The following is a 23,752-nucleotide window of genomic DNA, read 5'->3' as shown; positions in this document are numbered from 1 at the left end:
GTATATTTTTGAACCAGTAGGGATGTTTTACTAAGTTTTTACTAAAGAGAGGAATCCCTAGCACGAATTTAGAAAAGTAACATATAGTATGACCTTATTAATTGGTAGAACAATTAGTAAGGTCCTTTTTTATTTCAAGGAGGTTCAAAATGAAAAGTACAGCGTTAGGAGCAGAAAACATTATTTTTATCAGTGATGCACATGAAAAATTCTACTATGAAAAATTACAAGAAGTACGGTATCAGGATGTGTACCATAAGGCATTGTGTTATTGTCTGGGTATTAATGGAGATACCAGAAAAAATGCTGACAGAATTTATAATTTTAAAACGGGGTCTGTTAAAACGAAATGTTTACATGAAGGATGGCAGACAAGCGGTAGCTTAAAAGTGGTAAGGATGGCATTTAATCTGTACTGTAACAGCACGCCAAGCGTTTGGGATTATGAAGATGCAGAGGAACAGGTAAACGAGTGCAGACAGTATACAGTAGAGGATATCTTCTGCTGTGCATATGCACCATATTTTTGGCAGGCCATACAGATCCGTTATCCGGAATATGTAGTGTACAATCAAAAGTTACATGCCATGCTTGGAGGAATAGATTAATGCTGAAAGTGAGACTGATGGGAACAAAAAATGATATTGCATGGTTTCAGAAAATCCTGCAGCGTCATCCTAAAATTGAAGTTATGGAATTATCGGAACTTTATTCCAATAAAGGGACGAGCAAATATTATAGAGCTTATGCTGAAATTGAAAAAAGTAATGTAAATAAAAAATAGTAGAAATACAGGAGAATTATATCATGTGCAAAATAATCGCAATCGCAAATCAAAAAGGTGGAGTAGCAAAGACTACAACAACTATTAATCTTGGAGTAGGACTGTCTAAGGTTGGAAAACGTGTAATGCTGATAGATGCTGATCCACAGGGACATTTGACAATGGGACTTGGTTTTCCAAAGAACTTAAGGGTAACATTGAAAACAATGATGGAAAATATCATTATGGGATTAGAATTTGATCCCAGGGAAGCAATTTTACACCATGAGGAAGGAATAGATGTAATTCCATCTAATAAACTTCTTTCGGGAATGGACATGTCATTATTTACGGTAGAGGACAGAGAAAAAGTCTTAAAAGAATATCTGGAACTTTTGGAAAATGATTATGACTATATCCTGATTGATTGTATGCCCTCGTTGGGAATGATGACAATTAATGCGTTAAGTGCAGCTGATAGCGTTTTGATTCCGGTGCAGCCTCAATACTATGCGGCAGATGGCCTCATGGAATTACTGAAAGTTGTGAAAGGCATTCATCAGAGATTTAATCCTGATTTACAGATTGAAGGGATTCTGTTTACAATGGACAGCAGTCATTATAATAATTCAAAGAGAAATAAGCAGGCAGTACGAGATGCTTATGGAGCAGAGATTATAATTTTTGATCAGACGATTCCAAGAACAGAAGCTCTTGCCGAAACTGCATCAGAAGGTGTCAGTATTTTTTCTTACGATGCAAAAGGAAAAGGTGCGTACAGTTATCAAGCACTTGTCCAGGAGGTGTTGAATCATGCGTAAACCTAAGAAAGAAATTCAGCTTACTTCTTATGATGAATTGCTTGGAATCAATGAAGCCGAACAGAATACTCTTAATCAGATTGTTGAAGTGCCATTAAATGAGTTACATCCTTTTAGAAATCATCCATTTCATGTAAATGATGATGAAAAAATGGCTGAAACAGTAGAAAGTATCAAGAATTATGGCATCTTAAATCCTGCATTGGTACGTCCTCGCGCAGAGGGAGGATATGAACTGATTGCTGGTCACAGGAGAAAACGTGGTTGCGAACTGGCTGGAAAAAGTAAAATGCCAGTACTCATACGGAACTATACCGATGATGAAGCCGTAATCGTTATGGTGGATTCTAATATACAGAGAGAAAGTTTGCTTCCAAGCGAAAAGGCATATGCTTATAAGATGAAGATGGATGCAGTAAAACATCAGGGCATAAAAGACGAAAACGCAGCTTCTGTTGACAGTGCAGATCTGGTTGGACAGGCTGCCGGTGATAGTGGAAGAACCGTTCAGCGTTACATACGCTTGACCTGTCTTATTCCGGAATTGCTGAAATTGTTGGATGAAGGAAAGATTAATTTTACAGTAGGTGTTTCATTAACCTATTTATCAGAAACGGAGCAGATTTGGGTGAAAGACTGCATAGTGTCTGGAGCAAGCTCTGTTACAGGTTCAATGGCAACAAAACTGAAGCAATACAGCGGTGAAGGTAAACTGACAGAATTAGCGGTACAGCTTATTCTGAATGAAAAGAAAACAGAGACAGGAAAAGTTACTTTAACTGAAAAGAAAATACGAAAGTATTTCCCAAAGGAATATAACAGAGAACAGATTGAACAGGTTATCTATGAACTGCTTGATAACTGGAAGAAAAGCCAATAACGAGGGAAGGAGAGAAAGCAAAATGGCAAAATCCGAAAGCACAAAAATAGAGTTTGGTTATTTTCACGATTATGAATCGGAACAGTTTGCTTTTTACCGTATTCCCAAAGTATTATTCACAGATGAATATTTCCGTAATCTGTCCAGCGATGCAAAGGTTCTTTATGGGCTGATGCTGGACAGAATGGCTTTGTCTATCAGAAATAATTGGGTGGACAATGAGGGGAAAGTTTATATCATATTTACATTGGAACAAGTGATGGAATATATGAACTGCGGAAAAGACAAAGGTGTGAAAATTCTTGCAGAATTAGATACTGATAAAGGAATTGGTTTGATTGAAAGAGTAAAGAGAGGATTGGGAAAACCAACAATTATTTATGTAAAGAGCTTTGTATATAGAAAAGAAAAAGTATTAGATTCGGCAGAGAATGATAACCGAAGTCAAGAAGTCGGAAAAGCCGAAGTCAAGAGTTCGGAAAAACCGAAGTCTGGAGTTCTGGAAAGTCGAAGTCAAGAGTTCGGAAAAACCGAAGTCTGGAAGTCGGAAAAATCGAAGTCTGGAGTTCGGAAAAACCGAAGTACAGAAGTCGGAAAAACCGACCCTAATAATACTAATTATAATTATACTGATATTAGTAATACTGACAGAAGTAATACTGATCTTATCAATCTTTCAGATTCTTCCGAACAGCAGTCAATGGATTTGATGGAAGAGATGAAGCTATTCCAGATGAATACTGCACTTGTAAAAAGAAATATTGAATATGACTGTCTTGTACAACGATGCAGATTAGGGGAACAGCAACAGTTGGATGAAATTGTGGCACTAATTGTGGAAACAATCAGCATAGAACGGGAGAATATTACAATCAGTGGAGTGAAATACCCATATCAGTTCGTAAAAAGCAGATTATTGTTGCTGGAAGAAAGCCACATAGAGTATGTACTTGACTGTCTGCATGAGAATACCAGGGAAGTAAAGAACATAAAAGCGTACTTGCTTACCTGTCTTATGAATTCAATAACGACAATAGGCAATTATTACCAGGCAAAAGTAAATCATGATATGTACGGAGGTGGCATATGAGAGGAAAAGAAATTATAACAAAATTGATAATTCCTGGTGCAATAGCTATGATTATCTGCTTAATTGTTCACCCTATGTGCATGAATGGTGAAATATTAGACTGGAGAAAATTATTGCTTTTTGTGGGAATACCTTTCGGAATCCAGAAAATGTTTTTGTTGGTCGTTCCAAGAAATGTGGGGACAGGGGAAATGCTTGGTTTGGTGGTACTTAAACTGATGGTAGGAAGTTTGATTGGAATAGGGGTTCTTGCCTGGAGATTATTAGCTGTAGCAGGCATTTTGCTAAAAAACGGCATTTCTGGAATTATATGGATCATAAAAAGACTGAAAGAAATGGTGATCAAAAATGAGCGAAAAGCAACTGGAAAAATTGTATTATAGCATTTATCCAATGAATCAATGTGAGACACAAAGTAAAAGTTATGAAGAGACAAAGGAACTGTGTGAAACATTAGAAAAGGAAATGATAAGTCTAATGAGTCCGGATCTGCAGGCAATGTTTGAGGATTACAAGGAATATACTTTAAATCTTAAACAAACAGAACAGAGAGACGCTTACATAGATGGATTAGCGTTTGGGATTCGCACAATTTCGGAAGCCTTTTTACATGAGAACAAAAATAGAATATGGTGATTGAAAAAGCAGTCTGTCAAGGCTGCTTTTTCTGTACCGCTTACATAGGAGGATGAGATGTGATTGATTTGATAATTATTATTATGGCAGGAATAGTGCTTTTGTTTTTGCTGTCTTGTTGCTTTATGGTTGCAAGGCTATTGGATGAGGAAATATCTATGTATGGATATGAAGGAAAAGAAAACTGGGAAAGGGAACAACTTCCCGACAAATTGTCGAGAAGTTCAACAGATGAAAGACATGGAGATAAATGAAAAGATTCGTTATTTTCGGAAACAGAGAGGGCTATCGCAGGAGCTGCTTGCAGAACGAACAGGAATTAATGTGAATACAATTCGGAAGTATGAAATAGGCATACGAAAGCCGAAAGTAGAACAATTAAAGAAAATTGCGGATGGACTTGAAATTAGTGTAATAGAATTTTTGAATATTGAAATAGAAAATGAAGCGGACTTGATTGCTATGCTGAAAAAAATCAGTCCGTTTTTTAAGTGGGACGGATTGCTTCATGTATTGGAGGGGGAAAAGTTTTTATGATTGGTGTAGGAAGTGCATTGATATCACTGTTTCTGGTTTTGGTTTGTTATTCATTAACACTGACAGCGAAAAGAGCAGATGAAAACTTATTGATGATCTGTGAACAGAATCAGAAAATTGAAAAAGAGAAAGGAAAGCAAGAAATGGAATCAAAGAGAGACATTTTGAGAGTGATTGAAAAAGAAATCAAAAAAGGAAGTGCGCCAGTTGCATTTGCGGGTTTGGGGTTTTCCGAGGAATGTTATCATTTGGTAGATAGTCAGGCTAAGATGAACCAACTTTTAGATTATTTTTTTCGCAATGAAGAATACGCAGCTTTGACAGATCGGCAGGTGAAAAGTAATATCTATGCAGAAATGGGCAAAAGGCTGAATTTCCGTAGTGCCAGATCTAATCGAGACAGAAAGAATATGGAGGTAGCGGCGAAACGATGGATTAAGAAAAAGCATCCAACATTTGATGGTGATGTATATGTCGAAAATATCCGGTGTTTTCTGGATATTTCCCGGGAAGAGTTAGAAAAACGTAAATGTACTGTTAATGAACAGGATATCACAGCACTTATTTTCAGTCAGAAACATCTGGAAGCATTATATCTGCAATGCCTTATGCACAGGCGAAACGCAATGCAAGAGGTCCCAGAATTAAAAGGTTTGTCAGAAACGTGCAATCGGATTTATAAATTGCAGGATGTAGATGTATTATTTCAGTGTTTACTGATGGATCAGATGGATTGGGAAGAAGGAAAGTTGTATGTGCAATTCAGTACTGTATATTTATTACTGAGTTTAAGAAATAAATGACAGAATAAGTATGATTGGTTATAATAAAATAAATTGACAAATAAGTAGAGGGAGGGTCTGATGAATAAAGAAGATCATTTTATAGATACAGATAAATTGGGTGATGTGTTACTTGAGTTTTCAAAAAAAATAAGTCGTTTCTCACAAAATATACCAGATACTTTATTTGGAAGTTTGACAGAATTTTTAAAAAATATACCAGATGATGTTAAGAATACGCAACTTTTTGCAAACGTTCAAAAACTAAGTAATTATGATTTGAATTATGAAGATGTCTGGTGGTTGGTAGACAGTTATGGGCTTATTGATAAAGAAGATGCGGAAGAAGAACTTATGGAGTATTATGAGCAAGAAAATAAATTACATTGTTATATAAAAAGTATTATAAGCAATCCGTCCATAAGTGAACGTGAAAAATTAGTAATATTGTTATCACATATAGAACCGTTAATATATAATACTTTAAATTACACGAAACAGCCTTATTCAAAAGTGAAACAAATAGTAAAACGAATGTCTATAGATGAAAATGAGGGAATGTCTTCTGAGGGTGTGGGAAAACTTTACGTTATGGGAATTACATATGTAGTGTTTGCAAATACTGACGCTTATACAAAGGAAATTGATAAAAGAATTCCGTTTAGAAATAATATTCTGCATAATGGAATTGTTGAATATGGAACGGATGATATACATAGTGCATATGAGTTGTTAGTTGAGTTCATTTCAATGCTGGTATTCATAAAAAAACAGCTTATTAATGAAAAAACGAAATAGAGAATTTGTAGCCGGTTGGTCCATTTTATTAGAAATTGGAATCAGCCGGCTTTTTATATTTTAAAGAGTACTTCTCGACAATTTGTCGGGAAGTGGAAAGGAGCCAAATTCCAATGAAAATATATCTCCCCCATCTGTTAGTTCCACCATAATTTGCTGATCGGAATCGAAAGGAGGCGTGCAAATTGCAGGAAGAAGTTACACAGAAAACAATCGCATTGTCGGTTAAAACTGCAAGAGTGACTGCCGACGTGTTAAAAAATATGCTGCGGAAGTATCTGTCAGGACAGAAGCAAAAGGGAAAGAATCCTTACAAGGTTGGAAAACAGTCATACAAAGAACTGAAAAGCCAGGGTTCTGGTTTATCCAATATTGAAATCACAGATGGAAATATCAAGTCTTTTGAGCGTGTGGCGAAGAAATACCGCTTAGATTTTGCCTTGAAAAAAGACAGTTCGACCAAGCCACCGACTTACTATGTGTTCTTTAAAGGGCAGGATACAGAAATGATGAATCTGGCATTTAAGAAATATTTGGGTGTACAGATGAATAAAAAGGATAAACCATCTATTATGAAAAAACTTATGCACTTTAAGGATGCTGTGTCTAAAGGAAAGAACAGAGAACGAGCAAGAGAACAGCAGAAAGACAGAGGGCAGAGTTTATGACGGAGAAAAAACAGCAGCATAAGAAGAAAAGAGGAAAAGTTCAGCATATCAGAGGCTCTCCGAAAAAGAGAAAAATATCTGGAAAAGCTTTTTTTTCTTCAGAGAGTATCCCAGGAAAAATTCTTGCGGATGTGAAAAATCGGATTACGGATAAGGCAAGTGAATTGAAGAGGGCAGATCAGAAAAAGCTGTTTTTAGCTAATTTCCCCTATTTGATGTTTGCTTATTTTTTCAATAAGATTGCCTGGCTGTATCGGGTAAACACCGGAGCAACTTCCTGGGATAAATTTATGAACACTATTACTTATTTTGAACTGGCGTTTCGGAATCTCTGGCCAAGCTTGAATCATATGGATCTGTTTTGGGGAATTACAGGAGGCGTGGCTGTAAAGTTTATTATTATTTACCGCACGAAAAATGCCAGGAAATATCGGCTGGGTGTGGAGTATGGTTCTGCCAGATGGGGAACAGAAAAAGATATACGACCATATGCTGATCCTGAATTTGAAAATAATATTATTCTCACAGAAACAGAGAGTCTTACTATGTCAAGCAGACCAAAGAATCCGAAATACGCCAGGAATAAAAACATTCTGGTAATTGGCGGTTCCGGTTCTGGAAAAACCAGATTTTTTGTAAAGCCTAACATTATGCAGATGCACAGCTCTTATGTGATTACTGATCCAAAGGGAACTGTGCTTCTGGAAGTTGGCAGTATGCTGGCAAAAGGCAGTCCAATGACGGATGAGAATGGAAAAATCATGCGGGACAAAGAGGGAAAAGTTATATATGAACCGTATAAAATCAAAGTTTTGAATACAATTAACTTCAAAAAATCCATGCACTATAATCCATTTGTATATATCCGCAGTGAAAAAGATATTCTAAAACTGGTAACAACCATTATTGCTAATACCAAAGGTGAAGGGCAGCAATCAGGTGAGGATTTTTGGGTAAAGGCGGAAAAACTCTATTATTGTGCCCTGATTGGCTATATCTGGTATGAAGGCAGGGAAGAAGAAAAAAATTTTAATACTCTGTTGGAAATGATCAATGCGTCAGAAGCCAGGGAAGATGATGAGAATTTCAAGAATCCAGTAGATCTGATGTTTGATGAACTGGAGCAGAAAGACCCGAACCATTTTGCGGTAAGGCAGTACAAAAAATACAAGCTGGCCGCCGGTAAGACAGCAAAATCTATTCTGATCAGTTGTGGTGCAAGACTCGTACCCTTTGATATTGCGGAACTGCGGGAGCTTATGAGTTATGACGAACTGGAACTGGATCTGGTTGGTGACAGGAAAACTGCATTGTTTGTTATTATTTCAGATACCGATGATACCTTTAATTTTATTGTTTCTATTATGTACACACAGCTTTTTAATCTGCTCTGTGACAGAGCTGATGATGTATATGGAGGCAGACTTCCAATTCATGTGCGGTGTCTCCTGGACGAGTTTGCGAACATCGGACAAATTCCTAAATTCGAAAAACTGATTGCTACGATTAGAAGCCGGGAAATCTCAGCTTCTATTATTTTGCAGTCAAAGTCTCAGCTTAAGGCAATTTATAAGGATAATGCCGATACCATCGAAGGGAACTGTGATACGACCTTATTCCTGGGTGGAAAGGAAAAAACGACATTAAAGGAAATAGCGGAGATTTTGGGAAAAGAAACCATAGATCTTTATAACACATCGGATACGAGAGGCAGTCAGCGGTCTTATGGAATGAACTACCAGAAAACAGGAAAGGAGTTGATGAGCCAAGATGAAATAGCAGTCATGGACGGGGGAAAATGTATTCTGCAGGTGAGAGGTGTCAGACCATTTTTCTCAAATAAATACGATATTTGCAAACATAAAAACTACAAATATCTGTCCGATTATGACAAAAAGAATACCTTTGATATTGAAAAATATCTGAGTACTAATCTGATACTGAAACCAGAGGATGAAGTGGAATTGTATCAGATGTAACTTCTCGACAAATTGTCGGGAAGTGGATCATGGGAGGAAATCATGAATAATTTGGAAAAAAGGAACAGTCGGTATCCATCGACGAAAATGAATATACCGACTGTACGTGTGAGGTATTTTCCAAGTAGAAAATCCTATGCTTAGTGTAGCACAAAAGGCAGGGTTTATATAGTGTTTTCTTCCCTTTCTGGAAAAAATCTAAGAAAGGACTGGAAAATGTAAGTTTTCCAAAGGTACACTTATGGCATTTTTTACAACGGCAATTACGACCTTAAAAACATTGGTTTGTGCGATCGGAGCCGGACTTGCAGCCTGGGGAGTGATCAATCTGCTGGAAGGATATGGAACAGACAATCCGGGTGCAAAGTCACAAGGAATAAAACAGTTGATGGCGGGCGGTGGCATCGTACTGATTGGAATAAACCTGATTCCACAGCTTGCAACTTTGTTTGGATAAATAAATGGGTGGAATAACCGAAAAAATAACAGAGTTCATAAAGGATCTGCTAACAGGCTGGATCACATCAAACCTGGATACCATGTTCACCGATGTAAATACCAAAGTAGAAACGATTGCTACAGAGGTTGGGAAAACACCCCAAAATTGGAACAGTGGCATTTTTTCCATGATAAAAAATCTGTCGGATAATGTCATTGTCCCCATTGCGGGGATGATTATTACATTTGTACTGTGTTATGAGCTGATTTCCATGATTATGGAAAAAAACAATATGCACGATACGGATACGTTTATGTTTTTCAAATACATTTTTAAGATGTGGGTAGCGGTATATCTGGTTACTCATACTTTTGATATTGCGATGGCAATTTTTGATGTAGCGAATCATGTGGTATCCAATGCTGGCGGTATGATAACCGGTTCCGCATCTATTGATGTTACAGAAGCATTGAAAACGCTTCTTGAAACGCAGATTGAAGATATGGGAATCGGAGAATTACTGGGGCTTGGTCTGGAAACGATGCTGGTCAGTTTATGTCTAAAAATCATATCAGTCCTGATTACCGTCATTTTATATGGACGAATGATAGAAATATATCTTTATGTCTCTGTGGCACCTATTCCGTTTTCAACATTTACGAACAGGGAATGGGGAAGTATTGGAAATAATTACGTGAAGGCATTATTAGCGTTGGGATTCCAGGGATTTTTTATGATGGTATGTGTTGCGATTTATGCAGTTCTGGTAAATGCTATTACAGTTGCGGATAATCTTCATACAGCTATCTGGTCAGTTGCAGCATATACAGTTATTTTATGTTTCAGCCTGTTTAAGACCAGTTCCCTGGCAAAATCAATCTTCAATGCACATTAGGAGGAAACAAGAATATGGCATATGTTCCAGTGCCGAAAGATTTTTCAAAAATAAAGACAAAATTAGCACTGAATTTAACTAAAAGACAAATTATATGTTTTTCTCTGGCAGGAATTTGTGGTGTTCCGGTCTATTTGCTGACAAAAGCAGGACTGGGAACAGATGTGGCAGCAACGCTTATGATCATAGTGATGCTGCCATTTTTCTTTTTTGCAATGTATGAAAAGGATGGATTTCCAGCAGAGAAAATATTGCTTCACATTATCCGGCAGAAATTTTTAAGACCTGGAATCAGGGTCTATCGTTCCCAAAACTTATATGACCGGATTATAGAGTACGATAAATTAGAGAAAGAGGGTGCATGGCTTGAGAAAAAGGCAAAAGAAGCCAGGGAAGCGAGAAATCCGTTCCATTTCCTTAAAAAAGCAGACCGAAAAAAATAAGAAACAGAAAACCGGACTTACGAAAGAAGAAAAAAAGCGTCTGAAAGAACTTCGGATGATAAAAGCGGAGAATCAGAAGAAGAGGAAGCCTTTTACAGCGCAGGATACGATTCCATATAAGGAAATATATAAGGATGGTATCTGCAGGACAGATGATAACTATTATTCAAAGATGGTGCAGTTCTACGATATAAATTACCAGTTAGCGCAGAATGATGATAAAGCGGCTATTTTTGAGAACTATTGTGAGTTCCTGAATTCATTTGACAGCTCTGTTGAGGTACAAATTACATTTCTTAATCAACAGGTGAATTTTGATGAGTATGCAAAAAATATTGATATTCCAGAGCAGGATGACTGTTTCAATGATATTCGGAAAGAATATTCGGATATGTTGAAAATGCAGCTTTCCAAAGGAAATAATGGGCTTGTAAAAACAAAATATATTACATTTTCCATTAAGGCGGATAATCTGCGAAATGCAAAATCCAGGCTGGAGAGAATTGAAGCCAGTGTATTGAATAATTTTAAGGTGATGGGAGCCATGGCAGAGCCTTTAAATGGGGTAGAACGTCTGAAAATTCTGCATGATGTGATGAATATGGACACAAAAGAATCTTTCCATTTCCATTATGGGATGGTTGCAAAAACAGGTCTGCAGACAAAAGACTTTATTGCACCTACCGGATTTGATTTTCGCAATGACAGCTATTTTCGGATGGGACAGACTTTTGGATGCGTGTCATATTTACAGATTACATCACCAGAACTTACGGATAAACTGCTGGCAGATCTGCTGGATCTGGAAGAGAATCTTATCATCAATATGCACCTGCGTCCAATTGATCCCAAGGCAGCTATTAAAAGCCTGAAAAGTACGCTGTCAAATATTCAGAAAATGAAAATTGAAGAACAGAAGAAAGCGGTCAGAAGCGGATATGATATGGATATTATTCCAACGGACATTTCTACATACGGAGAGGATGTGGAGGGATTGCTCAATGAAATCCAGTCCAGGAATGAGAAACTTTTTGAACTTACTTTTTTGCTGATGAATACAGCGGACAATAAGAGAAAACTGGACAATATTGTGTATCAGACTGCAGGAATCGCCCAGAAATATAATTGCAATATACGGAGACTTCAATATCAGCAGGAACAGGGACTTGTGGCATCACTACCACTGGGAATGAACCAGACTGGAATACAGAGAATTATGACTACGACTTCTACAGCAATCTTTGTTCCGTTTACCACACAGGAACTTTTCCAAGGCGGTGAAGCTCTTTACTATGGCTTAAATGCACTGTCAAACAATCTCATTATGGTGGATCGGAAACGATTGAAAACACCTAACGGCCTGATTTTGGGTACTCCTGGTTCCGGTAAGAGTTTTGCAACGAAAAGAGAAATTCTCAATGTTTTCCTGATTACAGACGATGACATTATTATCTGTGACCCGGAGGGAGAATATTTTCCGCTGGTAAATGCCTTAAATGGTGAAGTTATTAAAATCAGTGCAAAAAGTAATGATTACATCAATCCTATGGAAGTGAACCTGGATGTTATTTATCATCCGGAGAAATACAGGATTAATGGCGATGTGGAGGATATTGATACCATTATTGCTGATAAAGCAGAGTTTATCACATCTTTCTGCGAGGTCATTATGAAGAAACCTCAAAATGCAGAATTAAATGGTGATGAGGTTTCCATGATTGACCTGTGTGTAAAAGACATTTATAAAAAATATCTTTACAATGATCCAAAACCGGAAAATATGCCGACTTTGCAGGATTTCTATGAACGTCTGAACTTTTATGCACCAGATAAACCAGCAGCACAGAACATTGCCAACAGTCTGCAGTTGTATGTAACAGGATCGCAGAATGTATTTAACCATCGAAGTAATGTCGATACGCAGAACAGAGTGGTATGCTTTGATATTCGGGAACTTGGAACCACACTACGAAAAGCAGGGATGTTGATTGTCCAGCATATGGTTTGGACAAGAGTATCACAGAACCGCAGTCGCAGGAAATCAACCCGTTATTATGTGGATGAATTTCACCTTTTGCTGAACCAGCCACAGACTGCTAATTATTCTATTGAAATGTGGAAGAGATTTCGTAAGTGGGGTGGAATCATTACAGGAATCAGTCAGAATGTAACAGATTTTCTTGGCTCTCTGGCAGTAGAAAGTATTGTGGGAAACAGTGATTTTATCCTGATGTTAAATCAGCACAGCGGGGATCAGAAGATCCTTGCGGAGAAATTGAATATTTCCAAGCATCAGATTTCTTTTGTAAATAACAGTAATGCAGGAGAAGGGCTGCTTTTTTACGGAAATGTAATCATACCTTTTGCAGACAGATATCCGCAGGATACCAGAACCTATGCTTTGATGAGTACTAAACCGGATGAGATTCAGACTTAACGGACAAAAAAGCAGAGGTGAGGTACATTGGGAAAACAAAAATATACGGCGAAAGAGAAGAAAGTCAGCCGTATGACCAGAAATGGTCTGGTTGAGGAAAATCTTGCAACAAAGGAGACCAGAAAAGTTACAAACAGCGATCAGGAGTTGCCTTATAAACAGAAGGATGTAGAACAGGCATTTATTACTTCTGAAAAGAAGAAAAACTCTCATAAAAAAGCTGAAAAGAAACAATTTTCCGAAAAAGTTCAGGAGGGAAATCCTGCCAAAAAAGAAGAGGCTGCAAACAGTCCTCCGGGAAAACGAAAAACACAGGGACGGTACAGATACCGGGACAAGCCTGCAGGTGTATCTGTGGATTCAGCGGTAGAAATACGTGAGCGCAAAGAAAAACACAGGAGCCAGTATCAGCGACAGAAAAAGAAACAGCAGAGACTGCAGTTTGGAAAACTGGAGACAGATGGAAGTCTGAAGAAAGAAAAGAAAACTTCGGCTGAAACAGATGGAGGACATTTTCAGGCAGAGAAGAATGATGTTTCTACAAACCGAAAAAAAGGAAAGCAGAAATATAGCCGAAAAACAATAAAAACTTATCAGGAAGTGGATAAGGCTGCAAGAAAACAGGAAGCTGAGAGGCAGAACAAAATTCCGAAAGATTCTGTTTATACCAAGAAAACAAATGAGGAACAGAAAGCAAAGGTAAAGTACCATTTATATTTCGACAAAAAAACAGGGAAAACGGATGGTAAAAAGAAAACCTTGTCTTCTGTTCCAAAGAAAGCATTAAAAAATGCAGTATATCAGAAAGCAGGCGAAGACGAAGAGGAAAACAGTGCTGTAGATGCAGCACATAAGCTGGTGCGTTCAGGTGAGTGGATATTACAGGAACATAGCAGTAGAAATATCCGGAAGAACCGCAGTCAGATACATAAAGAAAACCGTTTAGAGAAAAGAGCCTGGAAGAGTGCATCCAGGTATCAATATCAGAAATATCTGGAAGAACATCCAGAGATGCAGAAAAAGCTGATCAGAAAATTAATACAGAAGCAGAGGATTAAGCGAGAGTATCAGATGGCATACCGGGCTGGGAAGATTGCAAAAGAAACAAAAGACACCTCAATCCGGTCAGTAAATCTTGCTACTAAAATTGCAAGAAAGGCACAGGAAGTATTTGTAAGAAATGTAACTACTCTGATCTCAATGTGGTTGTTATTGATTTTGCTTCTTTCCGTAATGACAGGATTTGCTTCCTGTTCGGCTATGTTTTCTAATGGAATTTCTACGGTAATCGCTTCCAGTTACATTGCGGATCCGGACGAAATTGAAAAAGCAGAGTTGTATTATACGCAGTTGGAAGCCAGTCTTCAACAGAAAATAAACCAGATGGAAGCCCGGTATCCAGGAAAAGATGAATACAGATATAACATTGGTGAAATCGGCCATGATCCTCATACATTGATCAGTTATCTGACTGCCAGTTATGGGGATTTTAAGTTTGATGAGATAAAAGGAGAACTGGAAACAATTTTTTCTTTACAGTACGGAATCACCGTAGAGGAAAAAAGTGAAACCCGGCAGGAAACATCTACAATACAGGTAGGGCAGTCATTGGGAAATGTTGTGACCAGTGGATACTGTAATTGTCCCATCTGCTGTGGCGTGTGGAGTGGAGGACCTACTGCTTCAGGGGCAATGCCACAGGCTAATCATACGCTTGCGGTTGATGCTGCAAACCCATTTCTTCCAATGGGGACGAAAGTAGTGATGAATGGGATTGAGTACACCGTAGAAGATACTGGAAACTTTGCCCAGTATGGTGTCCAGTTTGATGTTTATTATGATAATCACGCAGTAGCTGAGGCACATGGTCATCAGACCTGGGAATGTTTTCTGGCAGAGGGAAATCAGAACTCTGTGGAAGTTACCCGTACAGTAACTGCAGATGTACTGAATGTTTCTGTTCAGGCAAAACCGCTTAGAAGTGTTATTCTGTCCAGAATGGAAGAGGATGAGCAGGAAATTTATGAAGAGGTCTATTCCAACAGAGGAAATTTACAGACATATAAAACTCCGGTTGAGTTAAACTGGTATGCCTATATCAGTACCTATTATGGGTATTCTGTAAACAATGGAACCGGGCAGACACAACTTCACAGAGGTGTGACGATTAATGTACGACAGGGAACAGAAGTGAAGTCAGCGATGAATGGTTTTGTTGTAGATGTAGGATATAGCGGAACTTTTGGAAATTATGTAGTTACGCAGGATAAAAAAGGTGTGCAGATTAAATACGCTTATCTGCAGAGCATTTCGGTAGCAAATGGTCAGGAAGTAACAACAGATACTGTAATTGGTACAACGGGAAGTACAGGAAGTGCAACCGGAAGCCAGTTATATTTGGAACTGGTCAAAGATGGGGAATATTATAATCCTGTTTTTTATATCAGTACCGGAGATAGCGGGCTGTATGTTGGAGGCGGCAGTTATGATGATGAGACTGTGCGGAGATTATTTGCGGAAGCAGACAAATATCTTGGTATGCCGTATGTATGGGGCGGTTCCAGCCCGGAGACTTCTTTTGACTGTTCTGGTTTTGTAAGCTATGTGTTTACCAATTCGGGTGTCTGCAATATGGGAAGACTTACTGCACAGGGAATTTATGACATTTGTATGCCTGTATCACCAGAAGAAGCAAGGCCAGGAGATATTATCTTTTTCACTGGGACGTATGATGCGGGAGAGCCGGTTACCCACGTAGGAATTTATGCCGGAGATGGACAGATGATCCATTGTGGAAATCCAATTCAGTATACGTCCATTAATTCTGCATACTGGCAGTCTCATTTTTATGCTTTTGGCAGGCCATAAGGAGGGGCGTATTTGAACATTGAACGAATAAAAGAAGAACTTGCAAGAACCTACGTTAAGATTGAAAAGCTACAAAAAAAAGCAAGGGATCTGGAAGAACAGAAGAAACAGGCAGAGGATATGGAGTATCTGAAAATTATCCGAAGCAATGGAGTTTCCGCAGAGGAACTTCAGTTGATGATTGATATCAGTAAGGAGGAACAAAAAAAGATATTGGAAACCAGAGAAAAGGAGCAGACAGAAAATGAAGAAATTTCATAAAAGAGTAGCTGTATTTTTAACCGCAGCTACGTTAGCAGGACTTCCGGCAGGAGCTTTCTTTTATAGTTCGCCCGGAAGTCTGACTGTATGGGCAGATAATGTAGAAGTGGAATCATCAGAAGAAAGCAGCCCGGAAGATGTTGATTTTTCAGATGAATCAGAAGCTGAAATTCTTGCAGATCCAGTGGAACAGGCACAGGAAGATGCAGGAAATGATGTGACGGAAACACCGGAAGTAGGGATTACCTTTACAGAACCCGAAGGCTGGCAGACAGATACGGCAACCGTAAAAATTCAAGTGGAAGATACAAAGAATACAGGTGCTTTTTCTATTGCAAAAGTAGAAGCAAGACTTTCAGAAAATGGAGGATGGTCAGACATAACCGGAAATATGGAAGTATCCATCTCTTCTAATTGTAGTATTTATGTGAGAGTTACCGATCAGAATGGAAATACTTATGAGCAGAATCGTTACATAGAGTGTTTTGATAAAACCAAACCAACTATTATTGCGGCTGCGAAGAATGGGATACTGATCGTGCAGGGAGTTGATGCGGAATCGGGAATTGCTGCTTTGTATGTCAATGGAAATGAATTCACAGAACTGACGAATAATACATTAAATGTCCGTTTGCAAAAAGCGGATACTTCCTATGAATACTTTACCCTGCAGGCAAAAGACAAAGCAGGAAATATGTCAGAGATCTATAAAGTAGGAAACCCTTATTATGAAAATCCAGATGCAGTAAAAGAGAATACAGAGGTTTCCGGAACGGAGCAAAATGCAGCTTCTTTGCCAGCCGATGGAACTGCAAGTAAGCCCACCAGTGCTACGGCAACCGTAACGGAACATCAGACAACGAATGAGACTGCTACTGCACCAACAGAACCAGAAAACACAGGAAATGAAACGGATACAGAAGCAGATACCGGACGGGTGCAGGGAGAAAGTTCTGCTTCCGGCATGTCAACAGGAACAGTTCAGGACAAAGGGGGAAAGGAATTTTATACGATCAAGACAAAAAGTGATAAGGTTTTTTATCTGATCGTAGATAAGGATAAAACGGATGAAAATGTTTATCTTCTTACAGAGGTAGGCGAAAATGATCTGTTGAACTTTACGGATACCAACATGGTCACACTTCCACAGAACCAGGCTATTGCAGAATCCGCACTGCCACTTGAAACAGAGAAGATCACAGAGACACCGGAACCAGAAGTTACGATCATACCGGAAGAAAAGGAAGAACCTGAGAAGAAAAGCAATAATTCCGGCACGATTTTATTAATGCTGCTGGTTCTGGCAGGAGTTTGTGGTGCTTACTATTATTGGAAATTTATGAAAGGAAGAAATACTTCTTTTGATTATGAAGAGGACGAGGACGACGATGAGGAGGAAGATACAATTCGTGAGGATGATGAAGAATTAGAAGAATATGAAATGGAAGGTGAAGTAGAAGACGAAGAATCAGAGGAATAACTTTGTTTCACTTAATTACAGCGACAGGTGCAGAAAGGAGATTGAAAATTGCAGCTTGTAATTGCGGAAAAACCCAGCGTAGCCAGAAACATTGCGAAGGTGCTTCATGCCACAAACGTAAAAGATGGCTACCTGGAAGGAAAAGAATATCTGGTTTCCTGGTGTATTGGGCATTTGATTGAACTGGCTAGTGCGGATCAGTACCGGGATGACTGGAAAGCATGGAAATATGAAACACTTCCCATGATTCCGGAGAATTGGAAATATCAGATTAAAGAAAGTACCAAAGGGCGGTTTCGGGTTTTAAAGGAACTGCTTCACAGAGCAGATATCACAGAAGTTATATGTGCAACAGATGCAGGAAGAGAAGGGGAGTTGATTTTCCGTCTGGTATATAACCAGGCAGAATGTAAACTTCCCTTTAAAAGACTGTGGATTTCTTCCATGGAGGAAAAAGCAATTCTGGAAGGATTTCAGCAGATGAAAGATGGACATGAATATGATAATCTTTATTATTCTGCGGTGGCGAGAAGTGAAGCAGACTGGCTGGTGGGAATTAATGCCACCAGACTGTTTACGGTGCTGTATCACCATCGGTTGATTGTAGGTCGGGTGCAGACACCTACACTTGCAATGCTGGTGGAACGGGAAAAGAGCATCGAGAACTTCCAGAAAGAGAAGTATTATCTGGTTCATCTTCTGATGGATGGATTGGATGCTGTAAGCAACCGGATAAAAGAGAAAAGTGCTGCCGTTCAGATGATGGAGGATATGAAGGATGAAACTGCACAGATTCTTTCAGTAAAGAAAGAGAAGAAAAAGGTACAGCCGCCGAAATTATATGATCTGACCACATTACAGAGGGAAGCAAATCGTCTTCTTGGATTTACGGCACAGCAAACCTTGGACTATACCCAAAGCCTTTATGAGAAGAAACTGGTGACGTATCCAAGGACGGATAGCCAATATCTTACAGATGATATGGAAGAAAATGCGTTTTTGGTTATTGATGCGGTAAATAGAGTATTTCCAGAAATATCAATGAAGGGTTCGGAACCAGAGATAAAAAGACTTTTAAACAGCAAAAAGGTATCAGATCATCATGCAATTATACCAACGGTAGAAATTGCAAACACGGATTTAAAAGCACTTCCGGGTGGAGAAAAAGAAATTCTTATGCTGATTGCATCAAAGTTATTATGTGCATCGGAACAGGAATACATATATGAGAGTATTAAGACTGAAATTTCCTGTCATGGAGAACTGTTTACTGCATCTGGAAAGAATGTTCTCCAATATGGATGGAAAGAAGTGGAAGAACGGTTCTTTAAATCATATGGGAAAAATGCAGAAAAGCCAGAAGAGGAGGAAAGTGATTTTCCAGATATAAAAATAGGACAGGTATTTGAATGTGTTGTTGTAAAATTTAGTGAACATTTTACAGCACCGCCGAAACATTATACGGAGGATACGCTCCTTAGTGCCATGGAACACGCTGGAAGTTCGGATACGATAGAAGACGCAGAGAGAAAAGGGCTTGGAACTCCGGCTACCAGGGCAGCGATTATTGAAAAACTGATTGAGAAAGGCTTTATTGAGCGTAAAAAGAAGCAGATATTACCTACAGCAGATGGAAGAAATCTGATCAGGATTCTTCCGGAAATGATCAAATCACCAAAACTTACAGCAGAATGGGAAAATGATCTGACACTGATTTCCAGAGGCCAGAAAAATGTAGAAGAATTTCTCTTCGAAATTGAAAAAATGGTTACCAAATTGGTAAGTGATAATGGACAGCCAGTGGAAGAATACCAGAAACTATTTTCAGATGGTCGGAAAGAAATTGGAAAATGCCCAAGATGTGGCAATAAGGTTTATGTGGGAAAGAGAAATTATTATTGTTCAGGAAGTGATTGCAGTTTTACTTTATGGAAAAATAACCGATTTTTTGAGAGTCAGGGAAAAATACTTGATGAAGCAACTGTCAGGAAGCTGCTGAGTGAGAAGCAGGTGCATTTCAAAGATCTGGTATCAGAGAAAACAAAAAGGAAGTATGAAGCAACTATAAAGATGGAGGTTTCAGAAACCGGAAATCCAAAGTTTCAGTTGATTTTCCCGGAACGGAAGAAAGGAAAAAAGAATGAAGAATAAAAAAAATATGAGAAGATTTTTGTCGGGATTCTTGGCAATGCTTACAGTGTTATCTACAATTCTATCTCCAATACTGTCCTATGCGGCAGATGTAGTGCCAGAAGAGCCACCGTTATACGAAAAGGTAAAAAATGAACTTGATGCAGATGAGGTGGTAAAAGCAAAAGATCTGGAACTGGAAACAGGCAGTATTTTTGAAGTGGAGAAAGATTTTACCGGACTGGAAATACCAGATGAAAAAAAGGTGAAGATCACTTTCCATGAGGCAAAAAATGAGGAAAAGCAGGACTTTACAACAGATTACGAAGATACATACAAAGCTGTTTATTATGTAGAGCCAGTAAGTGGCCACCCAATTTATCAGATCAATCGTAAGCTGATTGTAAAGGAAGCGGTGGTGCAGGTTGCTGAATCTGAGAATCAGGAATCTGTAAGCAACCAGGAAGATGAGAATGAAGCAGAAGGCGAGGAACCAGCCATAGGCACTGCAGAGAGTGAAGAACCTGTGCAGGATGAGGTAAATGTAGAAATTCCGTCAGAGGATAAAATCTATGAAGAAGTAACTCCGACAGAAATTCCGGTTGAGGAAGAGCCAATAGATACACCAATCCCGGAAAATCCGTCTGAGGAAGTTTCAACAGAAGAACCTGCCATAGATGATAATCCGGATACAGACAGCACATTTGAAGAAATTACAGATACAGATCCGGAAGAAATGCCAGAGGCGACAGACGACTCTTTTACAGATGGAACAGAGAAAACAGAAGATGCAGATGGAAATTATCAGGTAAATATTGTTCGTGGAGAGGAATTTCATATTGAGCTGAACCATGAAGATGGACAGTATCAGCCAGGAGAAACCGTTGTATTTTCCGGAGATATGCCGCAAGGCAGCTTAATTGCAGTAGGAACAACAAAAGTACAGGCAAACCAGACAGAGAATACAGAAGATTTATTGTATTCAGAGGTGACTTATCACGAAGAATCGGATAAATTCAGTTTTGAAATGCCAGCAGATGACATTGACCTAAGTGTTTCCATGGATCAGGCAGAAAATGGTATCATGTTACTTGCAACCGATACTCCATGGGATGATGCAACAAATATTGAAGCAAATAAATATTACTATTATTCAGATGGCCAGCTTCATCCGTTTGATACAGTTATGGGACAGGGTGGAAATGACAGCTACAAATATGTTCGTTACAAAGCAGGCGGAAAGACTTATACAGTAAATGCGTATTGTATGCAGCACTCCATGCAGTCACCTCCAAGTGGGACAACATATAAAAATATGGTTGAACTGGATGAGGGCGGAGATGATAAGTATCTGCGGAAAGCTTTGTTCTATGGATATGGCGGTCCTGGATGGGGACATACATTCAACGGATATAATGTAAAATCCATCATGGAAAAATATGGATGCAGTTCTGAGACAAGAGCCATGCAGCATTATCTGGTTGATTATTTATATGATGGCGAATCCGGATTTGGAGGTGCGCTTTCTACAACCGCTAAAAATATGCTGAAAGAGATTAAAGCAGCTCTTGCTAAAATGCCTGATCCGACAGCAATGAAACTTCTTCCAGGACTTTCCGTTAATGCAACGGGAAAGGAAACAGAAAGTTTTACCTGGAAGGCAAATGAAGCATTTACCATTACCATTCATCTGGAAAATGGTGTGAGCCTTGTCAACGAAACTACAGGAAAGACGGCATCTGGAAATGTCACTGTAAAAGGTGGAGAGAAATTTCATCTTGTAGCTACAACAGCCAATATGGGCAGTCTGAAAGGAAAGTATGCGATCACTTCCAATTTTCCCCTGGATTTCCATGCAATGCTTTTAAAACTGGAGAGTTCACAGGATATTGGATTTGGCTACTATACGGATTCCGCTGATCTGCAGATTACAGTTGACTGGCCGGAAGAAGCAGTTATCGAAATTACAAAGAAAGATGGAGATACTGGGAAAAATCTGGCCGGAGCCGTGTATGGAGTATATAGTGATAACGCCTGCACAAAGCTGATTGTTAAGATGCCGCCAACAGACAGCAATGGTTCTTCACGAGTAACTCTTACCAAGACACAGGATACTGTTTACTTAAAAGAGATTACAGCACCGGAAGGTTATGTTGTCCAGGCTTCTTCGTATGGAGTGAAATTAGTAGTTGGCAGTACAACCAAACAGACTGTAACGGACAAAGAGCAGAAAGGAAATCTGACCGTTTATAAAGAGGGAGAAGTTTTTGTAGGAGCTGTATCTGATGAAAATGGAACTTCATTCCAGTACGAGAAACGCCGTCAGAAAGGAGCCGTTTATAACGTATATGCTGCCGAGGATATTGTAACAGCAGGTGGAAAAACAGTTTACAAAAAAGGCGCAGAAGTAGCGAAAAATCTGATCACAGGTGAGGACGGTTCTGTAACGGTAAAGAATCTTCCGCTTGGAAGCTATAATGTAACAGAAGCACAGGCCCCGGAAAATTTTTATAATGCAAAAGAAACAAAAAAAGTAACCATTTCTTATGCAGGGCAGACTGCAGAAGCGGCTTTCTCAGAGACTACCTTTACAAATGACCGTCAGAAAGCAGTGGTGCAGGTGATAAAGAAAGACAAAGATACTGAAAATACACTATCCGGAGGGCATTTTGCTCTGTTTGCAGCGCAGGATATGAAAACTGTGGATGGAAAAGTAGCAGTAAAAAAAGATGCTCTGATTGAGACTGCAATTACTGGTACCGATGGAAAAGCAGCATTTAAAGCAGATCTTCCAGTGGGATTTTCTTATTATGTAAAAGAAGTCCAGGCTCCGGCTGGTTATGTCAGAAATGAGAAAGATACTTATTCTTTCCAGTTCAGTTATACCAATGATGAACAGGCAAAAATTTCTTTCAGTCATACTTTTGTGAATGACAGGGTCAGTGCTGCAATCTCTTTGAATAAAAAAGATGCCGAGACAAAAGAAAATAAGGCACAGGGAGATGCTTCCCTGGAAAATGCGGTGTATGGACTTTATGCAAGAAACGACATTACCCATCCAGATGGAAAGACAGGCGTTATTTATAAAGCCGGAAGCCAGATTGGTACGCTAACTACCGATAAAGAAGGAAAAGCAAGGATAGAGAATCTTTATCTTGGAGAGTATTACATCAAGGAAATTACCCCATCCGTAGGATATCTGGCAGACGAGCATGAATATGATCTTGTATGCAGTGATGAAGGTGATCTGACAGCGGTTGTAGAAAAAGAGTGTACCTCACTGGAAACGGTGAAGAAACAGCCGTTTGAACTTATTAAAGCTGCCAATAATGGAGACACAGATGCTGCATTACTATCCGGAGCTGGATTTAGTGCATATTTGGTATCTTCTTTGGTGGTAAAAGAGGATGAAAATTATGATTTTTCCTCTGCAGAGCCGGTTGTGATCGGTGAAAATGGAGCAACGGAAATTTTTACAAATGAGAAAGGCTATGTAAAATCCATTGCAATTCCATATGGAACATATCTGGTGAGAGAAACTACAACACCCCATAATTACAAACCTGTAGATGATTTTATTGTCCGGATTACAGAGAATAAACCAACAGAGCCGCAGACATGGAGAGTTCTTTTGGATAAAGAATTTTCTGCAAAACTGAAAATTATCAAACAGGATGATGAGACTAAAAAATCTGTTCTAATTCCGGGAACAGAGTTTAAAATTTATGATATGGATCATGAAAAATATGTAGAGCAGGTAACTACATACCCAACAACCGTTACACATATCTCTTATTTCACAGATACAGATGGATATCTGATCCTGCCGCAGAATTTAAAAATCG

Annotated in this window: 22 protein-coding genes; all 22 read left to right on the top strand. The window is 38.8% G+C overall.

Translation table 11 applies throughout. The features are described from left to right. The first annotated feature begins 149 nt into the window (after window positions 1-149). Complete coding sequence (locus ACTNES_RS11495; protein ID WP_055066383.1) at window positions 150-608, top strand: DUF6075 family protein; 459 nt, start codon at window positions 150-152, stop codon at window positions 606-608. Then, window positions 608-784 (top strand): hypothetical protein, encoded by a 177-nt coding sequence (locus ACTNES_RS11490; RefSeq protein ID WP_005426617.1) that lies wholly within the window; start codon window positions 608-610, stop codon window positions 782-784. Before ACTNES_RS11495 ends, ACTNES_RS11490 begins: the two co-directional genes overlap by 1 nt. A 23-nt stretch (window positions 785-807) precedes the next feature. After that, window positions 808-1,584, top strand: a complete 777-nt coding sequence (locus tag ACTNES_RS11485; protein WP_005426615.1) for a ParA family protein — start codon at window positions 808-810, stop codon at window positions 1,582-1,584. Next, on the top strand, window positions 1,577-2,464 hold the full coding sequence (locus ACTNES_RS11480; protein ID WP_138277339.1) for a ParB/RepB/Spo0J family partition protein: 888 nt from the start codon (window positions 1,577-1,579) through the stop codon (window positions 2,462-2,464). The genes ACTNES_RS11485 and ACTNES_RS11480 overlap by 8 nt, the downstream gene beginning before the upstream one ends. 22 nt (window positions 2,465-2,486) lie before the next feature. Then, entirely contained in the window at window positions 2,487-3,554 is a 1,068-nt protein-coding gene (locus tag ACTNES_RS11475) for a DUF6017 domain-containing protein (RefSeq protein ID WP_118013212.1), read from the top strand. Continuing rightward, window positions 3,551-3,937 (top strand): DUF6050 family protein, encoded by a 387-nt coding sequence (locus ACTNES_RS11470; RefSeq protein ID WP_005426609.1) that lies wholly within the window; start codon window positions 3,551-3,553, stop codon window positions 3,935-3,937. Before ACTNES_RS11475 ends, ACTNES_RS11470 begins: the two co-directional genes overlap by 4 nt. After that, window positions 3,903-4,190, top strand: coding sequence for a DUF6809 family protein (locus tag ACTNES_RS11465; protein ID WP_015541255.1), 288 nt, complete (start codon window positions 3,903-3,905; stop codon window positions 4,188-4,190). Before ACTNES_RS11470 ends, ACTNES_RS11465 begins: the two co-directional genes overlap by 35 nt. A gap of 59 nt (window positions 4,191-4,249) precedes the next feature. Continuing rightward, window positions 4,250-4,444 carry a hypothetical protein gene (locus tag ACTNES_RS11460; RefSeq protein ID WP_005426607.1) on the top strand — a complete coding sequence of 65 codons (195 nt, stop codon included), beginning with the start codon at window positions 4,250-4,252 and terminating at the stop codon, window positions 4,442-4,444. Continuing rightward, window positions 4,422-4,727: a helix-turn-helix domain-containing protein gene (locus ACTNES_RS11455; protein WP_243269335.1), complete on the top strand. Its 306-nt coding sequence runs from the start codon at window positions 4,422-4,424 to the stop codon at window positions 4,725-4,727. The genes ACTNES_RS11460 and ACTNES_RS11455 overlap by 23 nt, the downstream gene beginning before the upstream one ends. A 170-nt stretch (window positions 4,728-4,897) precedes the next feature. Beyond that, a complete protein-coding gene (locus tag ACTNES_RS11450) occupies window positions 4,898-5,530 on the top strand; it encodes a hypothetical protein (protein ID WP_441039318.1) in 633 nt (210 codons plus the stop codon). 60 nt (window positions 5,531-5,590) lie between these two features. After that, entirely contained in the window at window positions 5,591-6,307 is a 717-nt protein-coding gene (locus ACTNES_RS11445; protein WP_441039316.1) for a hypothetical protein, read from the top strand. 185 nt (window positions 6,308-6,492) lie between these two features. Then, window positions 6,493-6,975 carry a PcfB family protein gene (locus tag ACTNES_RS11440; protein WP_117457903.1) on the top strand — a complete coding sequence of 161 codons (483 nt, stop codon included), beginning with the start codon at window positions 6,493-6,495 and terminating at the stop codon, window positions 6,973-6,975. Between the two features lie 107 nt (window positions 6,976-7,082). After that, on the top strand, window positions 7,083-8,954 hold the full coding sequence (locus tag ACTNES_RS11435) for a VirD4-like conjugal transfer protein, CD1115 family (RefSeq protein WP_441039323.1): 1,872 nt from the start codon (window positions 7,083-7,085) through the stop codon (window positions 8,952-8,954). 241 nt (window positions 8,955-9,195) lie between these two features. Then, window positions 9,196-9,411, top strand: coding sequence for a Maff2 family mobile element protein (locus ACTNES_RS11430; protein WP_015524585.1), 216 nt, complete (start codon window positions 9,196-9,198; stop codon window positions 9,409-9,411). A 4-nt stretch (window positions 9,412-9,415) separates the two neighbouring features. After that, window positions 9,416-10,288, top strand: a complete 873-nt coding sequence (locus ACTNES_RS11425; protein ID WP_005426566.1) for a VirB6/TrbL-like conjugal transfer protein, CD1112 family — start codon at window positions 9,416-9,418, stop codon at window positions 10,286-10,288. 14 nt (window positions 10,289-10,302) lie between these two features. Further along, a complete protein-coding gene (locus ACTNES_RS11420; protein WP_005426563.1) occupies window positions 10,303-10,731 on the top strand; it encodes a PrgI family protein in 429 nt (142 codons plus the stop codon). A gap of 55 nt (window positions 10,732-10,786) precedes the next feature. Beyond that, entirely contained in the window at window positions 10,787-13,168 is a 2,382-nt protein-coding gene (locus ACTNES_RS11415; protein ID WP_117640066.1) for a VirB4-like conjugal transfer ATPase, CD1110 family, read from the top strand. Between the two features lie 27 nt (window positions 13,169-13,195). Further along, entirely contained in the window at window positions 13,196-16,036 is a 2,841-nt protein-coding gene (locus ACTNES_RS11410; RefSeq protein WP_441039313.1) for a CD1108 family mobile element protein, read from the top strand. A 12-nt stretch (window positions 16,037-16,048) separates the two neighbouring features. Further along, window positions 16,049-16,297 (top strand): DUF4315 family protein, encoded by a 249-nt coding sequence (locus ACTNES_RS11405; RefSeq protein WP_021652602.1) that lies wholly within the window; start codon window positions 16,049-16,051, stop codon window positions 16,295-16,297. Next, window positions 16,281-17,777: a CD1107 family mobile element protein gene (locus tag ACTNES_RS11400; protein ID WP_441039311.1), complete on the top strand. Its 1,497-nt coding sequence runs from the start codon at window positions 16,281-16,283 to the stop codon at window positions 17,775-17,777. Before ACTNES_RS11405 ends, ACTNES_RS11400 begins: the two co-directional genes overlap by 17 nt. A gap of 48 nt (window positions 17,778-17,825) precedes the next feature. After that, window positions 17,826-19,928 (top strand): DNA topoisomerase 3, encoded by a 2,103-nt coding sequence (locus tag ACTNES_RS11395; RefSeq protein WP_441039309.1) that lies wholly within the window; start codon window positions 17,826-17,828, stop codon window positions 19,926-19,928. Further along, window positions 19,918-23,752: SpaA isopeptide-forming pilin-related protein (locus ACTNES_RS11390; RefSeq protein ID WP_441039307.1), on the top strand; the 3,835-nt coding region annotated here is incomplete at its 3' end. The genes ACTNES_RS11395 and ACTNES_RS11390, both read left to right, overlap by 11 nt.

This window comes from Blautia sp. HCP3S3_D9, from assembly GCF_052063845.1.
Classification (GTDB): Bacteria; Bacillota; Clostridia; order Lachnospirales; family Lachnospiraceae; genus Blautia_A.
This window is presented reverse-complemented; position numbering and strand designations above follow the sequence as displayed.